We start from the raw sequence: 18744 nt of genomic DNA, 5'->3' as shown, positions 1-18744 counted from the left end.
TCAAAAAAATAAAAAGAAGCTCCGTAAATTCACGAAGCTCCTGTTTACAATTTATGATGGTAAGTAAAGTTGAAGCAGCCTGCTGTTCTCAGCGAGAAAGCTGGATATATCCCTCTTTACCCTTGGATGTCCCGTCTCGCCTCTTGCTCGGCAAGAATCTCGTTATCTTCCGCGTTATCCCGCGTCACTTTCTGAACGCCAATAGCGCTATAAGAAATCAAGAGAATAACAGCTATGTAATACCCCTTTACATTTAATTCAAATGGAGCATTGTAAAGGCCAATAAAAAACATCGCATACCCGATAATCAAACCCACAAAAGCCATAATTGTGAAGGCCCCTGTATTTCTCATCCTGTGTTTAGGGTTATCCAAACGAAATTCTTTATCCTCTGTATTGTCCCTGACCACCTTTTGCACAACGATACAGGAAATCGTAATTAACACCATACAGAGCAAATAATACCCTTTTACGTTTAGCTCCCAAGTGTCGTTGTACACTCCCAAACAGAATAGAAAAAGTCCTGCCCCCAATGCAAAATACGATGCCCCCGTAAAAGCAGCCGTGTTGCGTTTGCGATATCTCTGATTCATCTGATAATTCCTCTCCCACTACAAACTTGAATGATGATATATCCTTCTCCACTATACCGTGGAACATCGGTAAAATTCTACCATTAATCAGGTTGTTTTAGGGAATTTCAGGAATTTTTTTACTATACAAATATAAAATAACGCAAACACCGAAAGGACGGCCTCAGTCCCATACAATATAGGACGAAAACCGCCTCCAGCGATCTCTGCAACATAAATTAGAAAAATGCTACTGCCTTTCCTGATCCACTAATTGTTGCTTTGCGAGACGAATCATTTCGCGGACCATCGATCCACCAATTTTACCGCCGATCTGGCCCACCGATTCTGTGCTCAAATGACCATTTTGACCGCGCTCCAAAGGGACACCCAGTTCTTTTGCAACTTCGTATTTCACATCATCAGGCCGCTCCGGATCTACATCATACCCCTCGCGCCGCATCACTTCCGCTTTAAAAATTTGCATTCCGCGGCTGGCTCCCGGCACTGCATATTTCCTGTTTCTTCTAGACATCCTTATCCCCTCCCAAACCTGTTTTAAATAACATGCCCGGAAAACGGAACCTCCACCCTTATGGACTTGCCCCGATTATTTCCAAGCAGGGCGCCGTTGCAACGCGGCATTCGTAGCACGCAAGGTTAAAGCCCAAAATAAAAAAGCCACAGCACTAACAGAAGCTCCAAGCCAACATACCCCGTTCCAGCCATAGTGAGAATAGATTTGAGTGGAAGCAATCGATCCGGTAGCACTTCCAATGGAGTAAAAAACCATATACCCTGCGGTGAGCCGACTACGTGCCTCCATGCGCAAGGTAAGTATTATACTTTGATTGGTGACATGCACCGCCTGCACCGCCAAATCAAGCAGAACAATACCAATGACCAATGCCAACAGCGACTGCTCGGTAAAACTGATAAACCACCATGAAATCAACAATAGAAGTAAGGCTATGCCTGTCGTTCTCTGTCCATGACCCTGATCCGCTAGCTTTCCCGCCCGTGCAGCAGCTAATGCTCCCACAATTCCCGCCAGACCAAATGCCCCAATTGCAGTATGTGAAAGTGATAACGGCGGAGCACTAAGAGGCAAGACCACAGAAGTCCACAGAATACTGAAAGCAGTAAAAATCAACAAAGCCAGAATAGCGCGGATACGCAATACTCTCTCTTGTACAAACAACATAAACACTGAGCTAAGCAGCTGAGCGTATGACAGTGTTTTTACCTCACGTTCCACATTTGGCAACACCCTAAATAATGTACACACCATACAAAGCATTAAAGCAGCAGAAAAAAGGTATACGGAACGCCAACCTGCAAGATCTGTAAGTATTCCTGAAATGGATCGCGCAAGAAGTATTCCAATCACAATTCCACTTGTGACCATGCCTACGACTCGCCCGCGTTCGGCAGGGGCAGCCATTGTCGCCGCGAACGCAACAAGCGTCTGCGTTACAACAGCGAGTAGTCCCACTGAGGCCATACCTACCAATAGTACCGTGCTGGAAGAGGCAGTACCCACGATAATCAAAGCCACCACAGATAATAACATCTGGCCGATAATCAGGCGGCGCTGATTCAGTAAATCTCCTAGTGGCACGAGCAGTAACAGCCCCACTGCATAAAAAATCTGCGTGATAGTAATAAGAATACCAATGGTTGAATAATCAATACCAAATTCTTTCGACAAATGATCAAGCAACGGTTGAGCAAAGTAGATGTTTGCAACCGACATCCCGCAGACAACGGCAAACAAAAGTGTCATATACCGAGGCATCGAGGAAGCATGAATAGAATCAGATGGCGTATGCGTCTCTTGTGACGAAAGCTTCTCTTTAGTCCCCTGCATTTTGGACACACCCTTTCTCTGTTAAATTTAAATCGCAAACATATTTCATACTGATCAGTATGTTATTATGCTCAGTAAATTTATCTTACAAAATGGTGTGTGTCAACATAAATATTTGATGCTACCGACTTTGATTTGACAATATAGACGACTAGTTCTAGTATTATAAAATACTGTTCGGTAATAAATTATTGAAATCAAATATAACGAGGGGTGTTAAAAATGGCTCGGACCCGCGAATTTGACGAGGAAAAAGCATTAGAATCAGCTATGGAGCTATTTTGGGAGAAGGGATATGAGGCTACTTCATTAAGCGATTTAACTTCCAGAATGGGCATTCAACGCCCCAGTATATACTCAGCTTTTGGAGACAAAAAAGAATTATTCGAAGCTGCGCTACGTAAATACACGATGTCCCATGCTTCCCGTGTCCGAGCCCAACTTCAAAGCAATCCATCCGCAAAAAAAGCCTTTCGTAGTTTTTTTGAAGATGTGGTGGCGGAGGAGTATGCAGGCAGTGTGAACCGAGGATGTTTTTGCATCAATACAATGGTCGAGCTGGCACCTCATGATGAGAAGTTCGAGATTCTTACAAGAGAACACCAAATGTATCTATCGGTTATATTTCAAGAAACTATTGAACGTGGTATACAATCAGGTGAGCTTAAGGGTGGTGTAAATGCGAAGGCCTTGGCACAAGCACTAATCGTATCGCTAATAGGGCTTACTGTACTCTTGAAATCCCGCCCGGAGCGATCCTTTGTTGATAACGCAATAACAGTGATACTTACTTCGCTTGATTAAATTCAGAGTCTTGATTTAAGTCAATGCCCGCCATAGTACTCCTAATTACAATGAAATAAAAGTCCTTTAGGAGGCTATCTTATGGCTATCTCAGAAAAAGACCTATCGAACCAGCGTAAGTCCGCTTTAACAGCTGGAATATCACTGATCATCATGACCCTCGCCTCATTTTTTTCATATGGCTTTGTCCATGGGACTCTTGTTGTGCAAGGCGATGCCAGTGCCACATTTATTAACATTGTATCTTCCAACAACCTTTTCAAAGGGGAAATCTTGGGCTGGATCATCATTATGATTACTGACATTCTGGTCGCCTGGGCGTTTTATGTGTTTCTAGAACCCGTCAACCAAAATCTTTCATTACTCGGCGCATGGCTCCGTCTAACCTATTCCGCTATATTGGCAATCTCTATATTAACCTTGATATTTGTGCTGCTGCTCACGGGAAACACAAATGGCTTTTCCTCATTAACAATCGAACAAACTCAAGCATTTATGATGTTATTTCTGGATGCATTTCAATTCATTTGGTCTATGGGGCTGGTCGTTTTTGGCGGGCATTTGTTAATAGTGGGCTATGTGGCTTTAAAATCCGATGTCATTCCTAAAGTAATCAGCATCTTGCTGCTGCTTGCTTCAATAGGCTATATTATCATTCATCTAAGCAAAATGTTTCTCCCACAATATGAGGCAGTCATTACAACACTTAATTTTATTTTTACTATTCCTATGATTGTAGGAGAACTAGGCTTTGGGATATGGCTACTGCTTAGAGGTGGGAAAATCCCCAAAAGTGTATAACGATTTTGTTATTCATCACTGGAATGAACCCGCTTCTTAATTCTACTTAATGACTCTGGCGTAATCCCCAAATAACTGGCTAATTGATGTTGGGGGACACGGGTAAGTAAATGAGGTCTTTTTTGTAACAAGGCTTTGTAACGTTCTTCAGGATTGGAAGCAATAAAGGAAGTCAACTCATCCTGAACCTCACCCAAGTTCTCCTCTACCATTTTGCGTATCATGGTTTCCAGCTGAGCGTGTTTATGGAGCATATCCTGTTCCGCATTAAGATCACCAACCACCAATATGCTGTCTTCTAGGCAGGTTAAGGTGTACGCTGAGGGTCTACTCTCTTGATGCCGATTAAAAATCGAAACCGCTTGCTCTTCCGTATAAAAATTAGATGTGACTTCTTTGCCCGATTCATCTACCGAGGACTGCCTCACACATCCCTTTAACACAAAAAAACATTTTGAGGGAACGTCTCCTTGTCTAAGGAGTACCGTTCCCTTCTTGTATTCCTCAATAGGAATACCTTCAACAATATCCTGCTGTTCCACTTCGTTAAGAGATGTAAATTTACTCATATACTTATACAATATGCTTTTCATTTATCTCTCCAATCTCATTGCACTACCTCATATAAAGATCCCTCTAACGGCTGAATAAAGTGTGACCAATCACCTGTTGTGTACAGCAGAAGCCGATGCATCGCACGCGTACAGGCTGTATAAAAAAGCTTGCGTTCGCTTTCCCGATCATACGTCTGTGTGGAAGCATCATAAATCAGTACGGCGTCGAATTCAACCCCTTTTGCGAGATAAGCGGGAATTACTAAAATGCCCTTCTCAAAAGTGAGCGTCTCCTTCGTAATGAGCCGCAGAGCTTCGCATCCTTGTGACTTTAATTCTTCATAGGCCGCACGGCTTTCAGCTGCAGTCTTGGTAATCACAGCAATAGAGTCGAGCCCTTCAGCCATCAACGCCGCGAGATCTTCTTTAATTCTTATCGCCCGCTCTACATCGCTACTAGCGTTCACTAGGAACGGCTTCTTACCCTCTCTTTCAAAAGGTACGATCTCCTCATTAGGCAGCAACGCCTTCGTAAACTCCACAATCTGACGAGTTGAACGATAACTTCGAATTAGACGGATCAGGCTCGTTTCATCTTCACCATAAAGCCGGATCAAAGGTGAATCCACCTCGTGCAAATTCGTTGCTTGAGGGAAAATCGCTTGGCCGAAATCGCCGAGCACAGTCATGCGCGCGCGGGGAAACAGCTGTTTGAGAAACGCGTATTGGAACGGCGAATAATCCTGGCCTTCATCGATAAACAGATGCCGAACTTCTGTGTTCATACGAGTACCCTCGACAAGTTCTTTTAAATACAGGAATGGAGTGGCATCCTCGCAAAAGAGTTCATCGCGGCTCAGCTTTTCCTTCGTTTGCTTACAGATTTCCTGCCACTGAGCAGGCACCTCAGTCTCGTTCGCCATTTGCCGATAACTGGCGTCGGCACTAAACAACTGATCGTATAACCCAATCGTATCTATGAACTTAAACCGTTTGACATCGCGTCTCAGCGGTGTAAAGTGCTCCTTCACAATCATGCGGCGCAGCAGTTCTTCTTCCTGCAGACCAAAGTCAAAAACATTCTCTTCCCCTTGGTCCTGATTAGGGAAATCCCCATAGTTCTCAAGATACTGAGTCGTAAAATCAAAGACGGCTTCCTCCCGCCGATACTTCTTAAGTATCTCACTGTAGGCTTCGGCATACTGATCGGTATCGAGGTAATCGAGTTCATCTTGAACCCAGAATGCCTCCTGTTCCTGACGCTCCAGCGAAGCCAACTGACGCAGTAGCCATTCACGCAATAAAACGATGCGATTAGCCAAACGGATGGAGCTATCATAGCTGTAAAATTGCGATTTCATCTGCTCCGCAGTAATCAACTCGCGGTCCCGAAAACGGATACTATGAAACAACATCCCTTCCTGCCCTAACCACAACGCATAGTTTTGCAAAACATGCAGAAAAGCTTCTGAAGCTTTATACTGCATTCCAGTTAGCCGTGCTTCATACTCTGGAGAAGCTTTGGACGTCAGTACATATTCAATCTGCTCGAACGGGTCCTCTAGACGAAGCGTAGATCCAAGCCAATAATCAATATACTCCTGAAAGGTTGTTTGCTGCATATTCTCCTCGCCAAGCTCGGGAAGCACCGTAGATACATAACTGTTAAACATCGGATTAGGCGAAAAAAGAACAATCTGATCCGCTTTGAGCCTATCGCGGTGTTTATATAGCAAATAGGCTACCCGTTGCAGCGCTGCGGATGTTTTTCCGCTGCCCGCCGCCCCCTGCACAATGAGCATACGGCTACTATCGTTGCGGATAATAGCGTTCTGTTCCTTCTGAATAGTCGCCACGATGCTCTTCATTTGTGAATCCGCACCCTTACCAAGCACCTGCTGAAGTAATTCATCACCGATCGTTAAGCTCGTATCGAACACGTTCTGAAGCTGACCCTGACGGATCTGGTATTGCCGCTTCAGCATCATCGTTCCTGAGATTTGTCCTCCCGGTGTATCGTAAGTGGCGGGGCCTGGCGAATGGTCATAATACATACTTGCAATAGGTGTCCGCCAGTCATATACCAGAAAGTTTACACCTTCTGCATCGATGAAAGACGCCACCCCGATATAGATTTGCTCACTGGAGTTCAACCCATCTTCTTGAAAGTCCATTCGTCCAAAATAGGGTGACGGCAGCAGCCGTTTCATGTTTTTATAACGCAGCAGCCGTTGGCGGTGGCTACGTTCCCGTTCAGACAACAACGCTTCTTGCTGTTTTATACTGTAAAAGGTCTCCTCGAAATCCTCATGTGTGCTCGTATTGACCGTAACTTCCTCCCAAAACTGCTTGCGGATGTCCGTCACCTGTTCACGTAATCCTGTCACTTCCGGTTCCAGCTCGCCAATCTTTGATTGCAATTCTTCCGTGACCGAATCTAGCCGTTTCTGTTCTCCCTGCCAATCTTTTTCGTTTAACATTTTTACTAACACGCTCCTTTTCAAGGTTGTTATCAAGAAGCAAAAATACAAATTTGACAAACTGCCAATCCGCGTGGTATTATTAATGTATAAATAAGATGTAATAAATCTGTCTGAAACACGCAGATTAACAGTGGTCTTCTCATAATATCACGTTATTTCATGGCGCGCAAATTATATATTAAGAAGAACCGGCAGCTCATGCCGGTTCTTCTTTTTTATTCCTTTCTGCAAAGAGTAGCCGTTCTCCCTAAGTATCCATTTCCCTAGCAAAAGGGTTGCTGCCTTTTGTTTCTGGTCTGCCTAACGGACCGAGGTGACTTTATTTACTGATTTTCAACCTTTAAAGCAGACTTTCGGACTCCAATGCAGCTATTCTTTATCCTGAACTTCATTCTAGGCGTGTTTTAGGCTAATAGCGACTATGAGGTCCGTTAGTATTCCAAAAGTGCGATAATGCTGCTATTAGGGTCAACTGTGTCCGATAGCGGCTTCACCCGCAGATGAGCCCAATTAAACAGGGAGACCTAACAGCCATTTGATGACTGTTAGGTCTCCCTTATTCTGTAGCTTATTTGTTTGCCAAGAAAGCATCGATTTGAGTTTGTAGTTCGGTTTGGATTTTATCAATGCCCGCGGATTTCAGTTGCTTGTTCAGATCTTCAAGACCTTTGTCGATATCTTTGATTACGCCGTATTCGAGCGGAATCGCATAACGGAGCATTACGTTACCAACATTGGCAATTTCCGTTTTCACTTTGCTGTTATCAAATACAAAGGTTTCAAGCGCGTAGTGATAGACATTTGCTTCCCAGCCTTTAGCCAGATCGTTTGCTTCTTGCGGGAATGCTTCATTGTCACGGTTAAGTGGCGAGTTGAAGTTCCAGTTAGAGAAGCCAGTATAGTTCGGATTCTTTTCAAGAGCTTTATATTTGTCATCGCCAACCGCTTCGTAATGTACACCGCTAAGGCCGTACATCATTAGGTCGTGCAGTTCTTTATCATTTTGCATCAGATCGAGGAACATCAAGGAACGTTCCACATTTCTGGAAGTAGCGTGGATCGAAGTACCGTTTTGGGTGGAAATCGCCACTGATTTCTTCTTGCCTTGGTTGATGTCAGCCAATGCTACTTCATAAGGGGAATTCTCTTGGCGCATCAAAGCCATAAGTGCTCCAAGTGTTCCGTTGTTGTGCGTAATTGATGCTGTTTTGCCTGCTTTAAAATCGGCCTGATGATCATTTTTACTGTTTAGAACGTTTTTCGACCATGCATTGTTATCAGCGAGATCTTTGTAATATACGAGTAGATCTTTAAACTCTTGCGTTTCATATACGTTAAATACTTGCCCTTTTTCATCCGTCAATTTGAAAGCAAACGGAAGGTCGAGATCAAACATATTCCATTCGTTTTGTTGCTTCAGCAATACACGGTCCAAATTATGATATTTCCAGTCTCCTGTTTCCGGGGTGAACGGTGTAATTCCTTTTTCGTTTTGTGCTATGGTTTTCAAGTAAGTGGCATACGCTTCTGGGCTGTTGATCTCCGGAAGATTGTATTTCTTACGCAAATCCTCGCGGTACAAAATCAGTTTTTCAACGGATTCCCCTCTGTTTTGCGGAACCATATACAGTTTGCCGTTTACCTTAGCTTGATCCCAGCTCACATCAGACATAGCTGCTAAAGTCTGCGGCATATATTGGGTAAGCAGCTCATCGGTCAATTCCAGGAATCCGCCTTTCAGCGCCTGGTCATTGTAACCAGCCCAGTTTGCCGAATAGATGAGGTCAAAATCCTCATTTGCTGCCAGCTTCAGCGGATATTTTTGCGCCCAGTCCGACCAATCCAGGAACTCGCCCTCTACAGTAGCATTGATTTTTTCTTTCAGCTTTTTATTAATCTCAGCAAAAACGCTATCATAGTCTATCGGTTTAGGGCCAACAAAAATCATTTTCAGCTTCACTTCTTTAGAGGTATCAAGGGTGTCTGAGGTAGTTGCAGGTTCTGAGGTGTTCGTAGTGTCGCTTCCTCCCTCTGACGCATTATTTGTAGCCTGTGCAGACGTATTAGCATTGTTATTGCCACCACCACATGCACTTAGAATCATTACGAAGGTTAAAACGAGCGCTAGCATCATCAATCTATTTCTCTTCAGCATCTCAAGCCTTCCCCCTTGTGTTTAATTATATTGATAAACCGAGTTTCCCCGGGTTCATCCTTTCACAGCACCAATCGTCAAACCTTGTACAAAATACCTCTGCACGAATGGATAAGCCAGCAAAATCGGGCCAGTGGCCACAACTGTCATCGCCATTTTCAAGCTCTCGGTTGGGATCGATGTCGTTACGACTGCCCCTGCACCCATCATCGCTTTGCGCATGCCATCCATATTGCCTAGCATTTTATACAAATAATATTGGAGCGGCATCAAGTTTTCATTCGATACAAACAGCAATGCATTGTACCAGTCATTCCAGTAGGCCAGCGCTAGAAACAAGCCAATGGTAGCTAACGCCGGCTTGGACAGCGGCAGGATTAGACGAGCATAGATCTTAAAGTCGCCTGCGCCGTCAATTTTTGCTGATTCTACAATCGCTTCCGGAATGCTGCCCATAAAAGACTTCATAACAATGATATAAAAGACATTGAGCATCATCGGAACCACTAAGGCCATCAGCGTATCCTTCATATGCAGGTAGTTGACCATAAGCAGATACCACGGAACCAAACCGCCGCTGAACAAAGTCGTAAAGAAAAAGAAGAATGAAAATTTATTGCGCCACTTAAAATCTTTTCGGGATAGCGCATAAGCAGTCATCGAAGTCAGAAACAAGCCAAGCACCGTGCCGAGTATAGTAACTCCTAATGTCACTATATAGGCTTGAATCATCTGTTCGGGATACTTAAACAAAATGCTGTAGGCCTCAGTTGAGAAAGCAGTCGGTATAAATTGATAACCATCCGTTAGGATTTTGGATTCTTCCGTAAAGGATGAAGATACGACAAGTATAAAAGGAAAAATACATAAAACTGAGAGAAAAATCAGGGATACATAACCAATACCTGAAAATATTTTACGATCAAGCTGCTTCATATCGTTACCTCCATTATGAAAGACTTAACTCCTGATACGATTAGAACAGAGCGCGGTCTTTGTCGTATTTACGGACAGCATAGTTCACTGACATGATCGTCGCGAAGCCAAGAACGGACTGGAAAACACCAGCTGCAGCTGACATGCCGATATCATTCGAAGTAATCAGTGACCTAAATACGAAAGTGTCGATAACGTCTGTCGAGGAGAACAACAAGCCGTTGTTGCCGATCATGTTATAGAACATCCCGAAATCACCACGGAAAATGTTCCCGACTGCCAGCAGCACCAGAATAATAATCGTTGGATACAAATTCGGAATGGTTACTTTCATAATTCGCTGAAAAATATTAGCCCCATCGATTTCGGCTGCTTCATACATTTCTGTATCTATCCCCGTAATCGCGGCCAAGTACATCACCGTTCCGTATCCGAGACTTTTCCAGGCAGAAACTATAACCAGAATATACGGCCAATAGGAAGGTGTATTATAAATATCGACAGGCTGGAGTCCGATACCTCTGAGCAAAGCATTCACGGTGCCAATATCATAATTGAGCAGGTTATAAGCAATCGCTCCGACAACGACCCATGAAATAAAGTAAGGCAGGAACAACGCCGATTGTGTGATTTTGCGGAACCATTTACCACCGACCTCAAACAACATAATCGCTGCAAAAATTTGCAAACTGTTATTGACGACGATAAACGCAATGTTATATAGTGCTGTATTTCGTGTTACCCGCCAAGCATCGCCTGATTCAAAGAAAAAGCGGAAGTTGTCGAGCCCGTTCCAGGCACTTCCAAAAATACCGCCCGCATAATCATAATGCTTGAAGGCAATAATAATGCCCGCCATCGGGACATAGGCAAACAGAAGGAAAAAAGCAACCGCCGGAGCCAGCATCAGCAAGAGAACTCTATAATTCTTTAAATCGCTCCAAAATGTATGCCCTTTCATCTTTGCACCCCTCTCTTCTCTATATCTCTTATTATAAAAGGGCAAAGGCGCTTAGATAATTCAGCGAAACAACTAAACATAATACTAATTCAACGATTCGACAAAAAAAGGTTAGCCGGCAGACCAAAAACACCCGGCAGCGATTCTCCAATAACCGAAAAATCATCGCCGGGTTTTCATTTTCACCGCTTTTTTGTTAGATTTTATTTTTCTTCCGGTACTCTCCGGGCGACATGCCCATGCATTGCTTGAACTGTCTGTTGAAATAAATAATATTTTTATATCCGGCTTGTTCCGCAATCTCATACACTTTCTTAGTCGGATCTTCGAGCAGCTCACATACCCGTTTCATCCGTAATTCACTTAAAAAATCGCTGAATAAACTGTTGGTTTCAACCTTGAATAAATGACCGAGATAGTTAGGCGTAAAATCGAAATGGGCGGCCACTTCGTTCAGCGTTATTTTTTGATCTAATCTTTCTTTCACATATTCCGTGATTTCATCAATTAACTTCCGCTTTTGTCTTTGCCGTTTCAAATAAAGCAGCTCCGACAACTCAAAAAATCTTCTTCTCAGCCAAGAGAGAATATCATGCACCGTTTCAAACTGAAACAGCACAAAGGGATGATGTGAATCCCAATTCAAAATCTCGTATAGATGCTCGTTCATTTGCTGCAGATCGGCATGAAGCTTGGAGGTAATTCGAATAATGATATCGTAGATGTCATTTTTCTGGGAGAGCGGACTGTCCCCGGCAAACAGCTGCAGCAAACAATCATCAATGGTGGTAAGGTCGTAATCAAGCATCGCTTTAAGCATCCGGTCCACAATAACCTCTAAATCTGAGGCGATTTTTTCCTTCGGGCTCCATTCCGAGGCATCTTGGATGATTCTATTTTTCCCAACAATCCATTTAATACTTAAAGCAGCCTGAGCCTGCCGATAGGAATCATGCAGCTTACCCAGTTCTGTTGTGTACATCCCTCTTCCAATCGTAATTGAACAGGAAAATTCCTGATAGAATGACCGAATGAGCTCTTCCATCAAAGCGGTAAAATATTGTTCCTGAACCGCAGCAAGGATCACAAAATGATAGTCATAGGTTGTGATGACCATGCCTAAATTTTGATCTTGCGCGAACTTCCGGATAAAATGATTGGCTGTACTGCTCCATAAACTCCGCTCTTCTTCCGTCCAAGTTTGGATTTTCCGTGCCATATCGTCAATCTCGACGATGGCAACCGCCGACGCGCCTTGTAAGTAAGACGTAAGAACGTTGTGAATATGCGTCTCCACCTGCCCCGGGGCAGTCTCATTAAACCAGCGCAGCAGCAGCTCCTGATTCACAAGCGTCAGTGTTTCCGACAAGGAAATATGCTGCTTCCTCTCCTTCTCAATCTTGGCGCAGAGTTCAGTCAGTGTCTTATTTAACTCGTCATCATCAACGGGTTTAAGCAAATAACCGGAGGCATTTAATTGAATGGCCTCTTTGGCATAGTTGAAATCCTGATGTCCGCTAATAAAAAGCAGATGGACCTCAGGGTTAATCTCCTTCGCTTTCCGGGCAAATTCTACGCCCGACATAATCGGCATGCGGATATCGGAGAGAATGATATCAATGCGGTGCTGCTCCATCATTTTTAAAGCGGCGAAACCGCTCGTTGCCGTTCTCACGCTATGCAAAGGCAAATGATCACTGCCCGCCACCCGCCGTCTCAGCCATTCCAAATCGATCACTTCATCATCCACCAACAGAACGTTGATTTCCATCGCCATACTATTTACTCCCCCATAACTTCCCGGATTTCCGCATTATCCACCGGTAAGATAATTTGAACGGTCGTTCCTGCCCCAAAGTAACTGCCGATATGAATGCCGAAATCATGGCCGTATCTCAGCTTGATTCGTTCCTCCACGTTTCTCAGTCCATAGCTGCTCGAATGGAATGAGCTTGAACGCATATTTCGCAGTGTCTCCGCCCGCATACCAATTCCGTTATCGATGACCTTGAGCTCGATGCGTTCACCCAGCCGTTTTCCGGTAATCCGGATCGCAATCGTCTCCCCAAACCAAGCATGCTTGAATATATTTTCTACAAATGGCTGCAAAATCAGCTTAATGATGGGAACCTGTAAAATATCAGGATCAATATCATAATAAACCTCAAACGCATCGGCATACTTTACCCTCTGAATTTCAAGGTACATCCTTACCTGCTCCAGCTCTTTTTCAAGAGAGATATAGACATGTCCTTCATTCAAGGTGAGGCGATAGAATTTAGAAAGACCTTGTACCATCTGTGTAACCTTCTCAACTTCGCCCAAATTGGCTAAGCTACCAATGGTCGACAATGTATTGTATAAAAAATGCGGACTGATCTGAGCTTGAAGCACATCCAGTTCTGCTTGCTTTTTCTGAATCCCTTGCTCATAGACGTTCTGGATCAGGTCCTGGATACTAGTCGCCATCTGATTAAAACTATTAGCAATGTAGACAAATTCATCATTCCCGGCAAACCCGATTCTTTTATAAAAATTCCCTTCCTGAAAGGACCGGACCAAATATACGATCCGTTTAATTTTTTTGCCTGATATGCGGGCAACGAGGAAGCCGATCACCGCCATGACTAAAAAGCTGATCAAACAAACCGTGGTGATCACCTTCTGCATTCGGCTAGCATCTTTATTCAAATAGGCATGCGGCACCCGTACCTCGATAGCATAGTCAGACAACGGAATATCTTCACTAATGATCAGATAAGCGTCTTGCTTCGCATGTTCATCGACAATACCTTGTTCATAAAGCGTTAATCCACTAACCCGATCCACTAGACGAAGGTCTATACCCTGTTCAATCGGAAAGGTATCGAAATTGCCAAAAAGCTCGTCAATTCTCGCCGTGACGCGAATATAACCAATAATCGATGGGCCTCCCTTAGAAGAAACCAGCTTGCGGAAATACGAAATATTGCTTAGTTCACTGTCGCTGTCCGCCTGAAGCCACAAGCTGTCTTTGTTATTAGCAACAATCGACTTGAACCATTCCTTATCTTCAATAACCTGATCAGAAAGAATATAATAATCGCTTCTACCGATAGGTACAGACATATCATCACCGGGGATTTCAAGCATCGTCTCATTTGCGGTATAGAGCACAAGTCTCAGATTGTTCCCATACAATTGCAGAGGGGCTTTCATATAAGGAACGATATCATCCCTCATTTTGAGCATGTTTTCCAATGCATCTCCCCTAAACTGCAGAGCATTCTGAAAATTCGTATTGAGAAACAGCGAGTTAGTCATTCGTTTAATTTCATCTGTCTGATATTCGATATTGTTCCTCGTCTGCTTCAAAGCTGTCCGGACATTCGTTTCCGCCATTTCCGTTCTGGACTCTACGAGCATCGTATAAGCTATATAACCCACCAATACATCTGTCAGCAATACTAGAATGAGGTACGGTATCATCATCTTATAGGTGAACGGAATATACTTTTTACTGAATAAAAACCTCTCCATACCCATGCTCCCTTGTATCCGAGTTAATGCTAACGTTGTTTTCATCCATTCTACAATGGAATGAAAGCGGTTACTATATATTGTGTTTGGAAAATGGGCTTTAGAGCAACACCCTGTTTTCCAATATATTTTTCAGACTGATATGAGATTTTGAAGGTCCAAACTTTATAAGGTTGTCTTGGAATTCAGCTAACTCCTCAATCGACGCGGTTTGCACCTTTATGAGGTAATTATATTCTCCACTAATCCGATATAAATCGGTAACTTCCTTAGCATTTTTGCAAAAATCCGTAATCTCTTGGCAATGTTCTGTTTTTAATAGAATAAACGTAGTTGTGCCCCGATCCAGATCTCGTAAATTAAAAGCTGTATGATACCCAGAAATGATATTCCTTTCCTCCAGCTTGATCATTCGTTCTTTAACAGAGGGTTGTGACATCGAAACCTCTTTACTGATTTGTGAAATGGACATTCGGGCATTGTACTGAAGTAATTGCATAATCTTTTTATCAATGTCATCCACAAGTTGTTCCATAGCAAGCGCCTCCTAAACCCATTTTATAAAATAAACTTATTCCACTAAAATACCTTAAATTTAATAACCATATTACTACAAAACACTTATCTTATATATATATCTCATATTTTAATACAACTATAATAAGTATATATTAAAGTTGGGAGCGATTATAAATGAGTGTAAAAGGCCTTGCACATGTAGCGATTCAAGCCAAAGACTATAAAGCAACTATTTCTTTCTATATTGACGTTTTAGGATTCAAGCTAGGTCATCATTGGAGTCTGCCATCCTTTCAGATCAAAGAAGCCTCCATGCTGATTTCACCTGACCGCAGAACCTGTATTGAGATTTTTGATAATGATGCAGTCATCGCCGCTCAAGGAAAAAAAGCCTTGTCTGATGAAGATATAGCACACGGAGCGTTATTACATCTTGCCTTCTATGTGGATAATGTAGAGGAGATATATCAAAAAGCCCTTGCACATGGGGCAAAGGCTTTTATAGCACCGGACTCTCTGTCTCTGGGCGAACCGCCTCTTCTAATAAAAAACGCGATCATTCATAGTCCCAATGGAGAAGTTATCGAATTTCTTGAAGAGGTTGATTTTGATATGTCCAGCAAAGTTCATGTAGAATAAACGCTAGGGAGGGTTATGAATTATAAAACATACCATTCTCAGTAAAAAGTCGCTTTTCCTCTTAATTTTTTTGATATTTCTTATAGGAACCTACTTTTTATTCTTTGGACTTCCGTGGAAGTCTCTGGCTTTAAAAAAGCAATTTGAAGTCTATTTAGAAGATAAATATCAAATCGATTTCCAGCTGGGTAAGATGGACTTTGATTTTATACATCGCACTTATCTTTCTTATGCCCATCCAGCAAATGATCCCACTCTGATTTTTTATGTAGGTCAAGATATTGAAAGCAAGGAAATTCAGGATCTTTATCAATATGAAGTTAATAAACGAAATGCTGGGAGAAAGTAAGAGAATTGAATCCTGCTTCTAGCAGATGAAGAAGGAATGATAGTATTGATCGTGATTCAAGTCATCGCTTGGCTCATCGCCTTCGCAGCCTTGTTATCCATGGTGTCGATTGTGCTGGTGAGCTGGAGGAACGGGATATCGCCGATGCCTACGTCAAAATCTGTACGCTCGGCTGTTGCCGTTGAGGTGAATCGGATTCCGGGATATAGCAGCATTGTGGAGGCGGGATCGGGTTGGGGAACACTTGGCATGGATGTTATTCGCCAATGTCCAGGCAAAAGGCTGACAGGCATTGAAAATTCCAGTATTCCCTTGTGGACATCCCAGCTGCTTGCTAGGTTCGGCACACGTATGCTGCGAGCAGACGAAGGCCAGAATCTGCTCCACGGAAGGCTTCGTTATGTACGTGGGGATATCTATAGCAGCTCTTACGAGCATGCGGATATTGTTCTTTGTTACTTATTTCCCGGAGCGATGAAACGGCTGGGGGACAAGTTCAAGCGTGAGCTACTGCCGGGCGCAGTGGTCATTAGCATTTGTTTTGCCCTTCCAGGCATGCAGCCTGTCCGTACCATAACATGCACGGACACACTGCGTACCAAGGTATATGTATACACTTTTTAATTCAGGATTACCCCACTACTTCTCTTCTGATAAGGTGGTAATTCCTGAATTTATTTCAGTTTATCCACTTGAAGTCCCCCCCTTTCTATTAACCTCTCCATCTTTGCCAAAAACAATGAATTGCATGGATTTTATACTACTACCGAGGTAAGTGATTTGTGTAGGAGAATGAATTTTATCCTAAATATAACTTTTTGGATGTCTTCTCCATCTAATTATACAGAGGGCCCTCAAGGAGGAAAAATCATTTGCTGGAAAACGAACTGGATATCAAAAAAGCGCAGAAAGGCGACCACGAGGCGTTTACCCGTCTTTTCAGGCAACTGGAATCCCAGTTGTACAGATTAGCCAAAACCATTCTGCTAAAAGATGAAGATTGCGCGGATGCTCTTCAGGAAACAACACTGAAGGTGTATAAAGGGTTGGCCAACCTTAAACAGCCTAAGTTTTTTAAAACCTGGGTTATACGCATCCTGATTAATGAATGCAATCAGTTACTTCGTATGCGAGAACGAACTATAGCTGTGGCGGAAATTCCCGAGGAACCGGTCGTTTCCTATGTGCATTTTGAAGATTCAGGCAACGTAGACCTGCAAAGCTTCATTAATCAGTTGGACGAATCCCTGCGGCTTGCTATCGTGCTTTTTTATTATGACGATTTATCCATTAAGCAGATTGCAGATGTGCTCGACATCTCCGAGGGAGCGGTCAGGGCACGACTTCATCGCGCACGGAGATTGTTGTCCAAACAGATACATCCTGTGCGGGAGGAGGGTCTTGCTAATGAATAATAACAATTTAGAAAAGCAGATCAGGGAGCTAGGGAAAGCTAATATACAGGAGCTTCCTCCTTTACTACGATCACGGCAGGATTCGATTTATGCATCGCTGGCCACCATTGTCCAGGATCCTGTGGAAAAGGAAAAGAAAAAGCGGATATATCCAAAAATCACAGCTGCTGTGACTGCGGCGATATTGTTAAGTGTTATGCTAACGGCTATCTATCCGCCTACGTTGGCCAATGCGCTCAAGCAGCTTCCCTTGATAGGCGGTATTTTTGAACGGGCAGATGATATAGGGTTACAAGCGGCCCAGCGTCTGGGACTGACTTCCCGTCTAAACAGCAGTGATACGCATGAAGGGATCACCTTGTCTGCCGAAGAGGCTGTATTTGATGGCAGCCGGTTGGCATTCTCGGTGAAGCGTGAGGGAGAAAAACTGGAAGGTAAGCTAGCCGGAGTAACGATTGGAGCGGATGGTAAGCCTTTTTTAGCGAAAGGTGCAATAACCTCTGCAGAAGTATTGATCGACGGCGCTTCCCTGGAGCAATTTTCAGATGGTCTCTGGAAAGCTATGCCGTTTCTAAGCTGGATAGAAGGTGCGGAAAGCAACACAGCTATTTTTAGACTAGTGGATTCCTCGAATTCCGGAATCTCCAACAAACCTTTTCCTGATCGATTTGTATTGACCGTAACTCTTGGCTTAAACGGTATGGATGAACCGTTTGTTCTCCAAATTCCTGCGCGGAAGGCTACGATTAATAAAATTTCCACACCTGATATACGCGCACAAGTTGGAGGATGGAGTTTGATCCTGAAAAAGCTGGAATATAGTCCATTAACGACACGCCTGTCGCTCATGCTGGAACAGGATACAGACGAAGACCATGCAGCATTGAGTTTAGTGGGCTTTGAAGTAAAGGATCAACAAGGACAGGTGCTGAAAGATATTTCACAGAAAGTCCTCTCGACTTCCAATAGGTCACTTAATGTCGATTTGCTTACTGAGCCATTTGAGAAACACCCTAATATGCTCACAATCCGTGGCTATCTTTATGAGTTTGAGAACCCACAAAGTAAGAATGGAGCATTTAAAACAGACAGTTCTGGAAACCCAGTGAAGCATTATATTGACGGTCTAGAGATAAACGTGCTAGTTAAATAAAAATTAAGGAGCTT

The 18744-nt window shown here is 43.3% G+C and carries 18 protein-coding genes and 1 pseudogene; 7 read left to right on the top strand and 12 right to left on the bottom strand.

Features of this window, described 5'->3' with window-relative positions:
• Positions 1 to 116: 116 nt before the first annotated feature.
• The 4 genes and pseudogenes from MHH63_RS24715 to MHH63_RS24700 form a co-directional block, all read right to left on the bottom strand.
• Positions 117 to 353, bottom strand: coding sequence for a YiaA/YiaB family inner membrane protein (locus tag MHH63_RS24715; RefSeq protein ID WP_305953524.1), 237 nt, complete (start codon positions 351 to 353; stop codon positions 117 to 119).
• 57 nt (positions 354 to 410) lie between these two features.
• Positions 411 to 593, bottom strand: a pseudogene (locus MHH63_RS24710) (YiaA/YiaB family inner membrane protein); the annotation flags it as partial.
• A gap of 229 nt (positions 594 to 822) precedes the next feature.
• Complete coding sequence (locus MHH63_RS24705; RefSeq protein ID WP_340977781.1) at positions 823 to 1107, bottom strand: alpha/beta-type small acid-soluble spore protein; 285 nt, start codon at positions 1105 to 1107, stop codon at positions 823 to 825.
• 75 nt (positions 1108 to 1182) lie between these two features.
• On the bottom strand, positions 1183 to 2370 hold the full coding sequence (locus MHH63_RS24700) for an MFS transporter (protein ID WP_280753243.1): 1188 nt from the start codon (positions 2368 to 2370) through the stop codon (positions 1183 to 1185).
• 294 nt (positions 2371 to 2664) lie between these two features.
• On the opposite strand from MHH63_RS24700, the gene MHH63_RS24695 reads away from it, so the two are divergent.
• The gene (locus tag MHH63_RS24695; RefSeq protein WP_076124215.1) at positions 2665 to 3246 is read left to right on the top strand and encodes a TetR/AcrR family transcriptional regulator; all 582 of its coding nucleotides are present in this window, start codon (positions 2665 to 2667) and stop codon (positions 3244 to 3246) included.
• An 81-nt stretch (positions 3247 to 3327) separates the two neighbouring features.
• A complete protein-coding gene (locus MHH63_RS24690) occupies positions 3328 to 4047 on the top strand; it encodes a DUF4386 domain-containing protein (protein WP_076301524.1) in 720 nt (239 codons plus the stop codon).
• An 8-nt stretch (positions 4048 to 4055) separates the two neighbouring features.
• On the opposite strand, the gene MHH63_RS24685 is transcribed toward MHH63_RS24690, so the two are convergent.
• From MHH63_RS24685 to MHH63_RS24650, 8 genes are all read right to left on the bottom strand, one after another.
• On the bottom strand, positions 4056 to 4640 hold the full coding sequence (locus MHH63_RS24685) for a Crp/Fnr family transcriptional regulator (RefSeq protein ID WP_280753216.1): 585 nt from the start codon (positions 4638 to 4640) through the stop codon (positions 4056 to 4058).
• A 14-nt stretch (positions 4641 to 4654) separates the two neighbouring features.
• Positions 4655 to 7081: an RNA polymerase recycling motor HelD gene (helD, locus tag MHH63_RS24680; protein WP_341172200.1), complete on the bottom strand. Its 2427-nt coding sequence runs from the start codon at positions 7079 to 7081 to the stop codon at positions 4655 to 4657.
• 571 nt (positions 7082 to 7652) lie between these two features.
• A complete protein-coding gene (locus MHH63_RS24675; protein ID WP_076276301.1) occupies positions 7653 to 9239 on the bottom strand; it encodes an ABC transporter substrate-binding protein in 1587 nt (528 codons plus the stop codon).
• A 54-nt stretch (positions 9240 to 9293) separates the two neighbouring features.
• Complete coding sequence (locus MHH63_RS24670; RefSeq protein WP_341172199.1) at positions 9294 to 10175, bottom strand: carbohydrate ABC transporter permease; 882 nt, start codon at positions 10173 to 10175, stop codon at positions 9294 to 9296.
• Between the two features lie 40 nt (positions 10176 to 10215).
• Positions 10216 to 11136, bottom strand: a complete 921-nt coding sequence (locus MHH63_RS24665) for an ABC transporter permease (protein ID WP_036682339.1) — start codon at positions 11134 to 11136, stop codon at positions 10216 to 10218.
• 196 nt (positions 11137 to 11332) lie between these two features.
• The gene (locus tag MHH63_RS24660; protein WP_305953952.1) at positions 11333 to 12913 is read right to left on the bottom strand and encodes a response regulator; all 1581 of its coding nucleotides are present in this window, start codon (positions 12911 to 12913) and stop codon (positions 11333 to 11335) included.
• A gap of 5 nt (positions 12914 to 12918) precedes the next feature.
• Entirely contained in the window at positions 12919 to 14655 is a 1737-nt protein-coding gene (locus MHH63_RS24655) for a sensor histidine kinase (protein WP_076191558.1), read from the bottom strand.
• A gap of 100 nt (positions 14656 to 14755) precedes the next feature.
• Complete coding sequence (locus tag MHH63_RS24650; RefSeq protein WP_076124228.1) at positions 14756 to 15190, bottom strand: Lrp/AsnC family transcriptional regulator; 435 nt, start codon at positions 15188 to 15190, stop codon at positions 14756 to 14758.
• 158 nt (positions 15191 to 15348) lie between these two features.
• Between MHH63_RS24650 and MHH63_RS24645 the strand changes: the two genes are divergently transcribed.
• The 5 genes from MHH63_RS24645 (at position 15349) to MHH63_RS24625 (ending at position 18730) form a co-directional block, all read left to right on the top strand.
• Positions 15349 to 15813 (top strand): VOC family protein, encoded by a 465-nt coding sequence (locus tag MHH63_RS24645; protein ID WP_076181797.1) that lies wholly within the window; start codon positions 15349 to 15351, stop codon positions 15811 to 15813.
• Positions 15814 to 16006: 193 nt separating this feature from the next.
• The gene (locus tag MHH63_RS24640; protein ID WP_280775866.1) at positions 16007 to 16162 is read left to right on the top strand and encodes a hypothetical protein; all 156 of its coding nucleotides are present in this window, start codon (positions 16007 to 16009) and stop codon (positions 16160 to 16162) included.
• A 36-nt stretch (positions 16163 to 16198) separates the two neighbouring features.
• On the top strand, positions 16199 to 16786 hold the full coding sequence (locus MHH63_RS24635; protein WP_076191549.1) for a class I SAM-dependent methyltransferase: 588 nt from the start codon (positions 16199 to 16201) through the stop codon (positions 16784 to 16786).
• Positions 16787 to 17034: 248 nt separating this feature from the next.
• Positions 17035 to 17577, top strand: a complete 543-nt coding sequence (locus tag MHH63_RS24630; protein WP_232061486.1) for a sigma-70 family RNA polymerase sigma factor — start codon at positions 17035 to 17037, stop codon at positions 17575 to 17577.
• Entirely contained in the window at positions 17570 to 18730 is a 1161-nt protein-coding gene (locus MHH63_RS24625; RefSeq protein ID WP_341172198.1) for a DUF4179 domain-containing protein, read from the top strand. Before MHH63_RS24630 ends, MHH63_RS24625 begins: the two co-directional genes overlap by 8 nt.
• Positions 18731 to 18744 lie beyond the last annotated feature (14 nt).

Source organism: Paenibacillus sp. FSL H3-0310, assembly GCF_038002785.1.
Lineage (GTDB): Bacteria > Bacillota > Bacilli > Paenibacillales > Paenibacillaceae > Paenibacillus_AQ > Paenibacillus_AQ odorifer.
The sequence above is the reverse complement of the archived record's forward strand: the minus strand, read 5'-3'. Positions and strand labels throughout refer to the sequence as shown.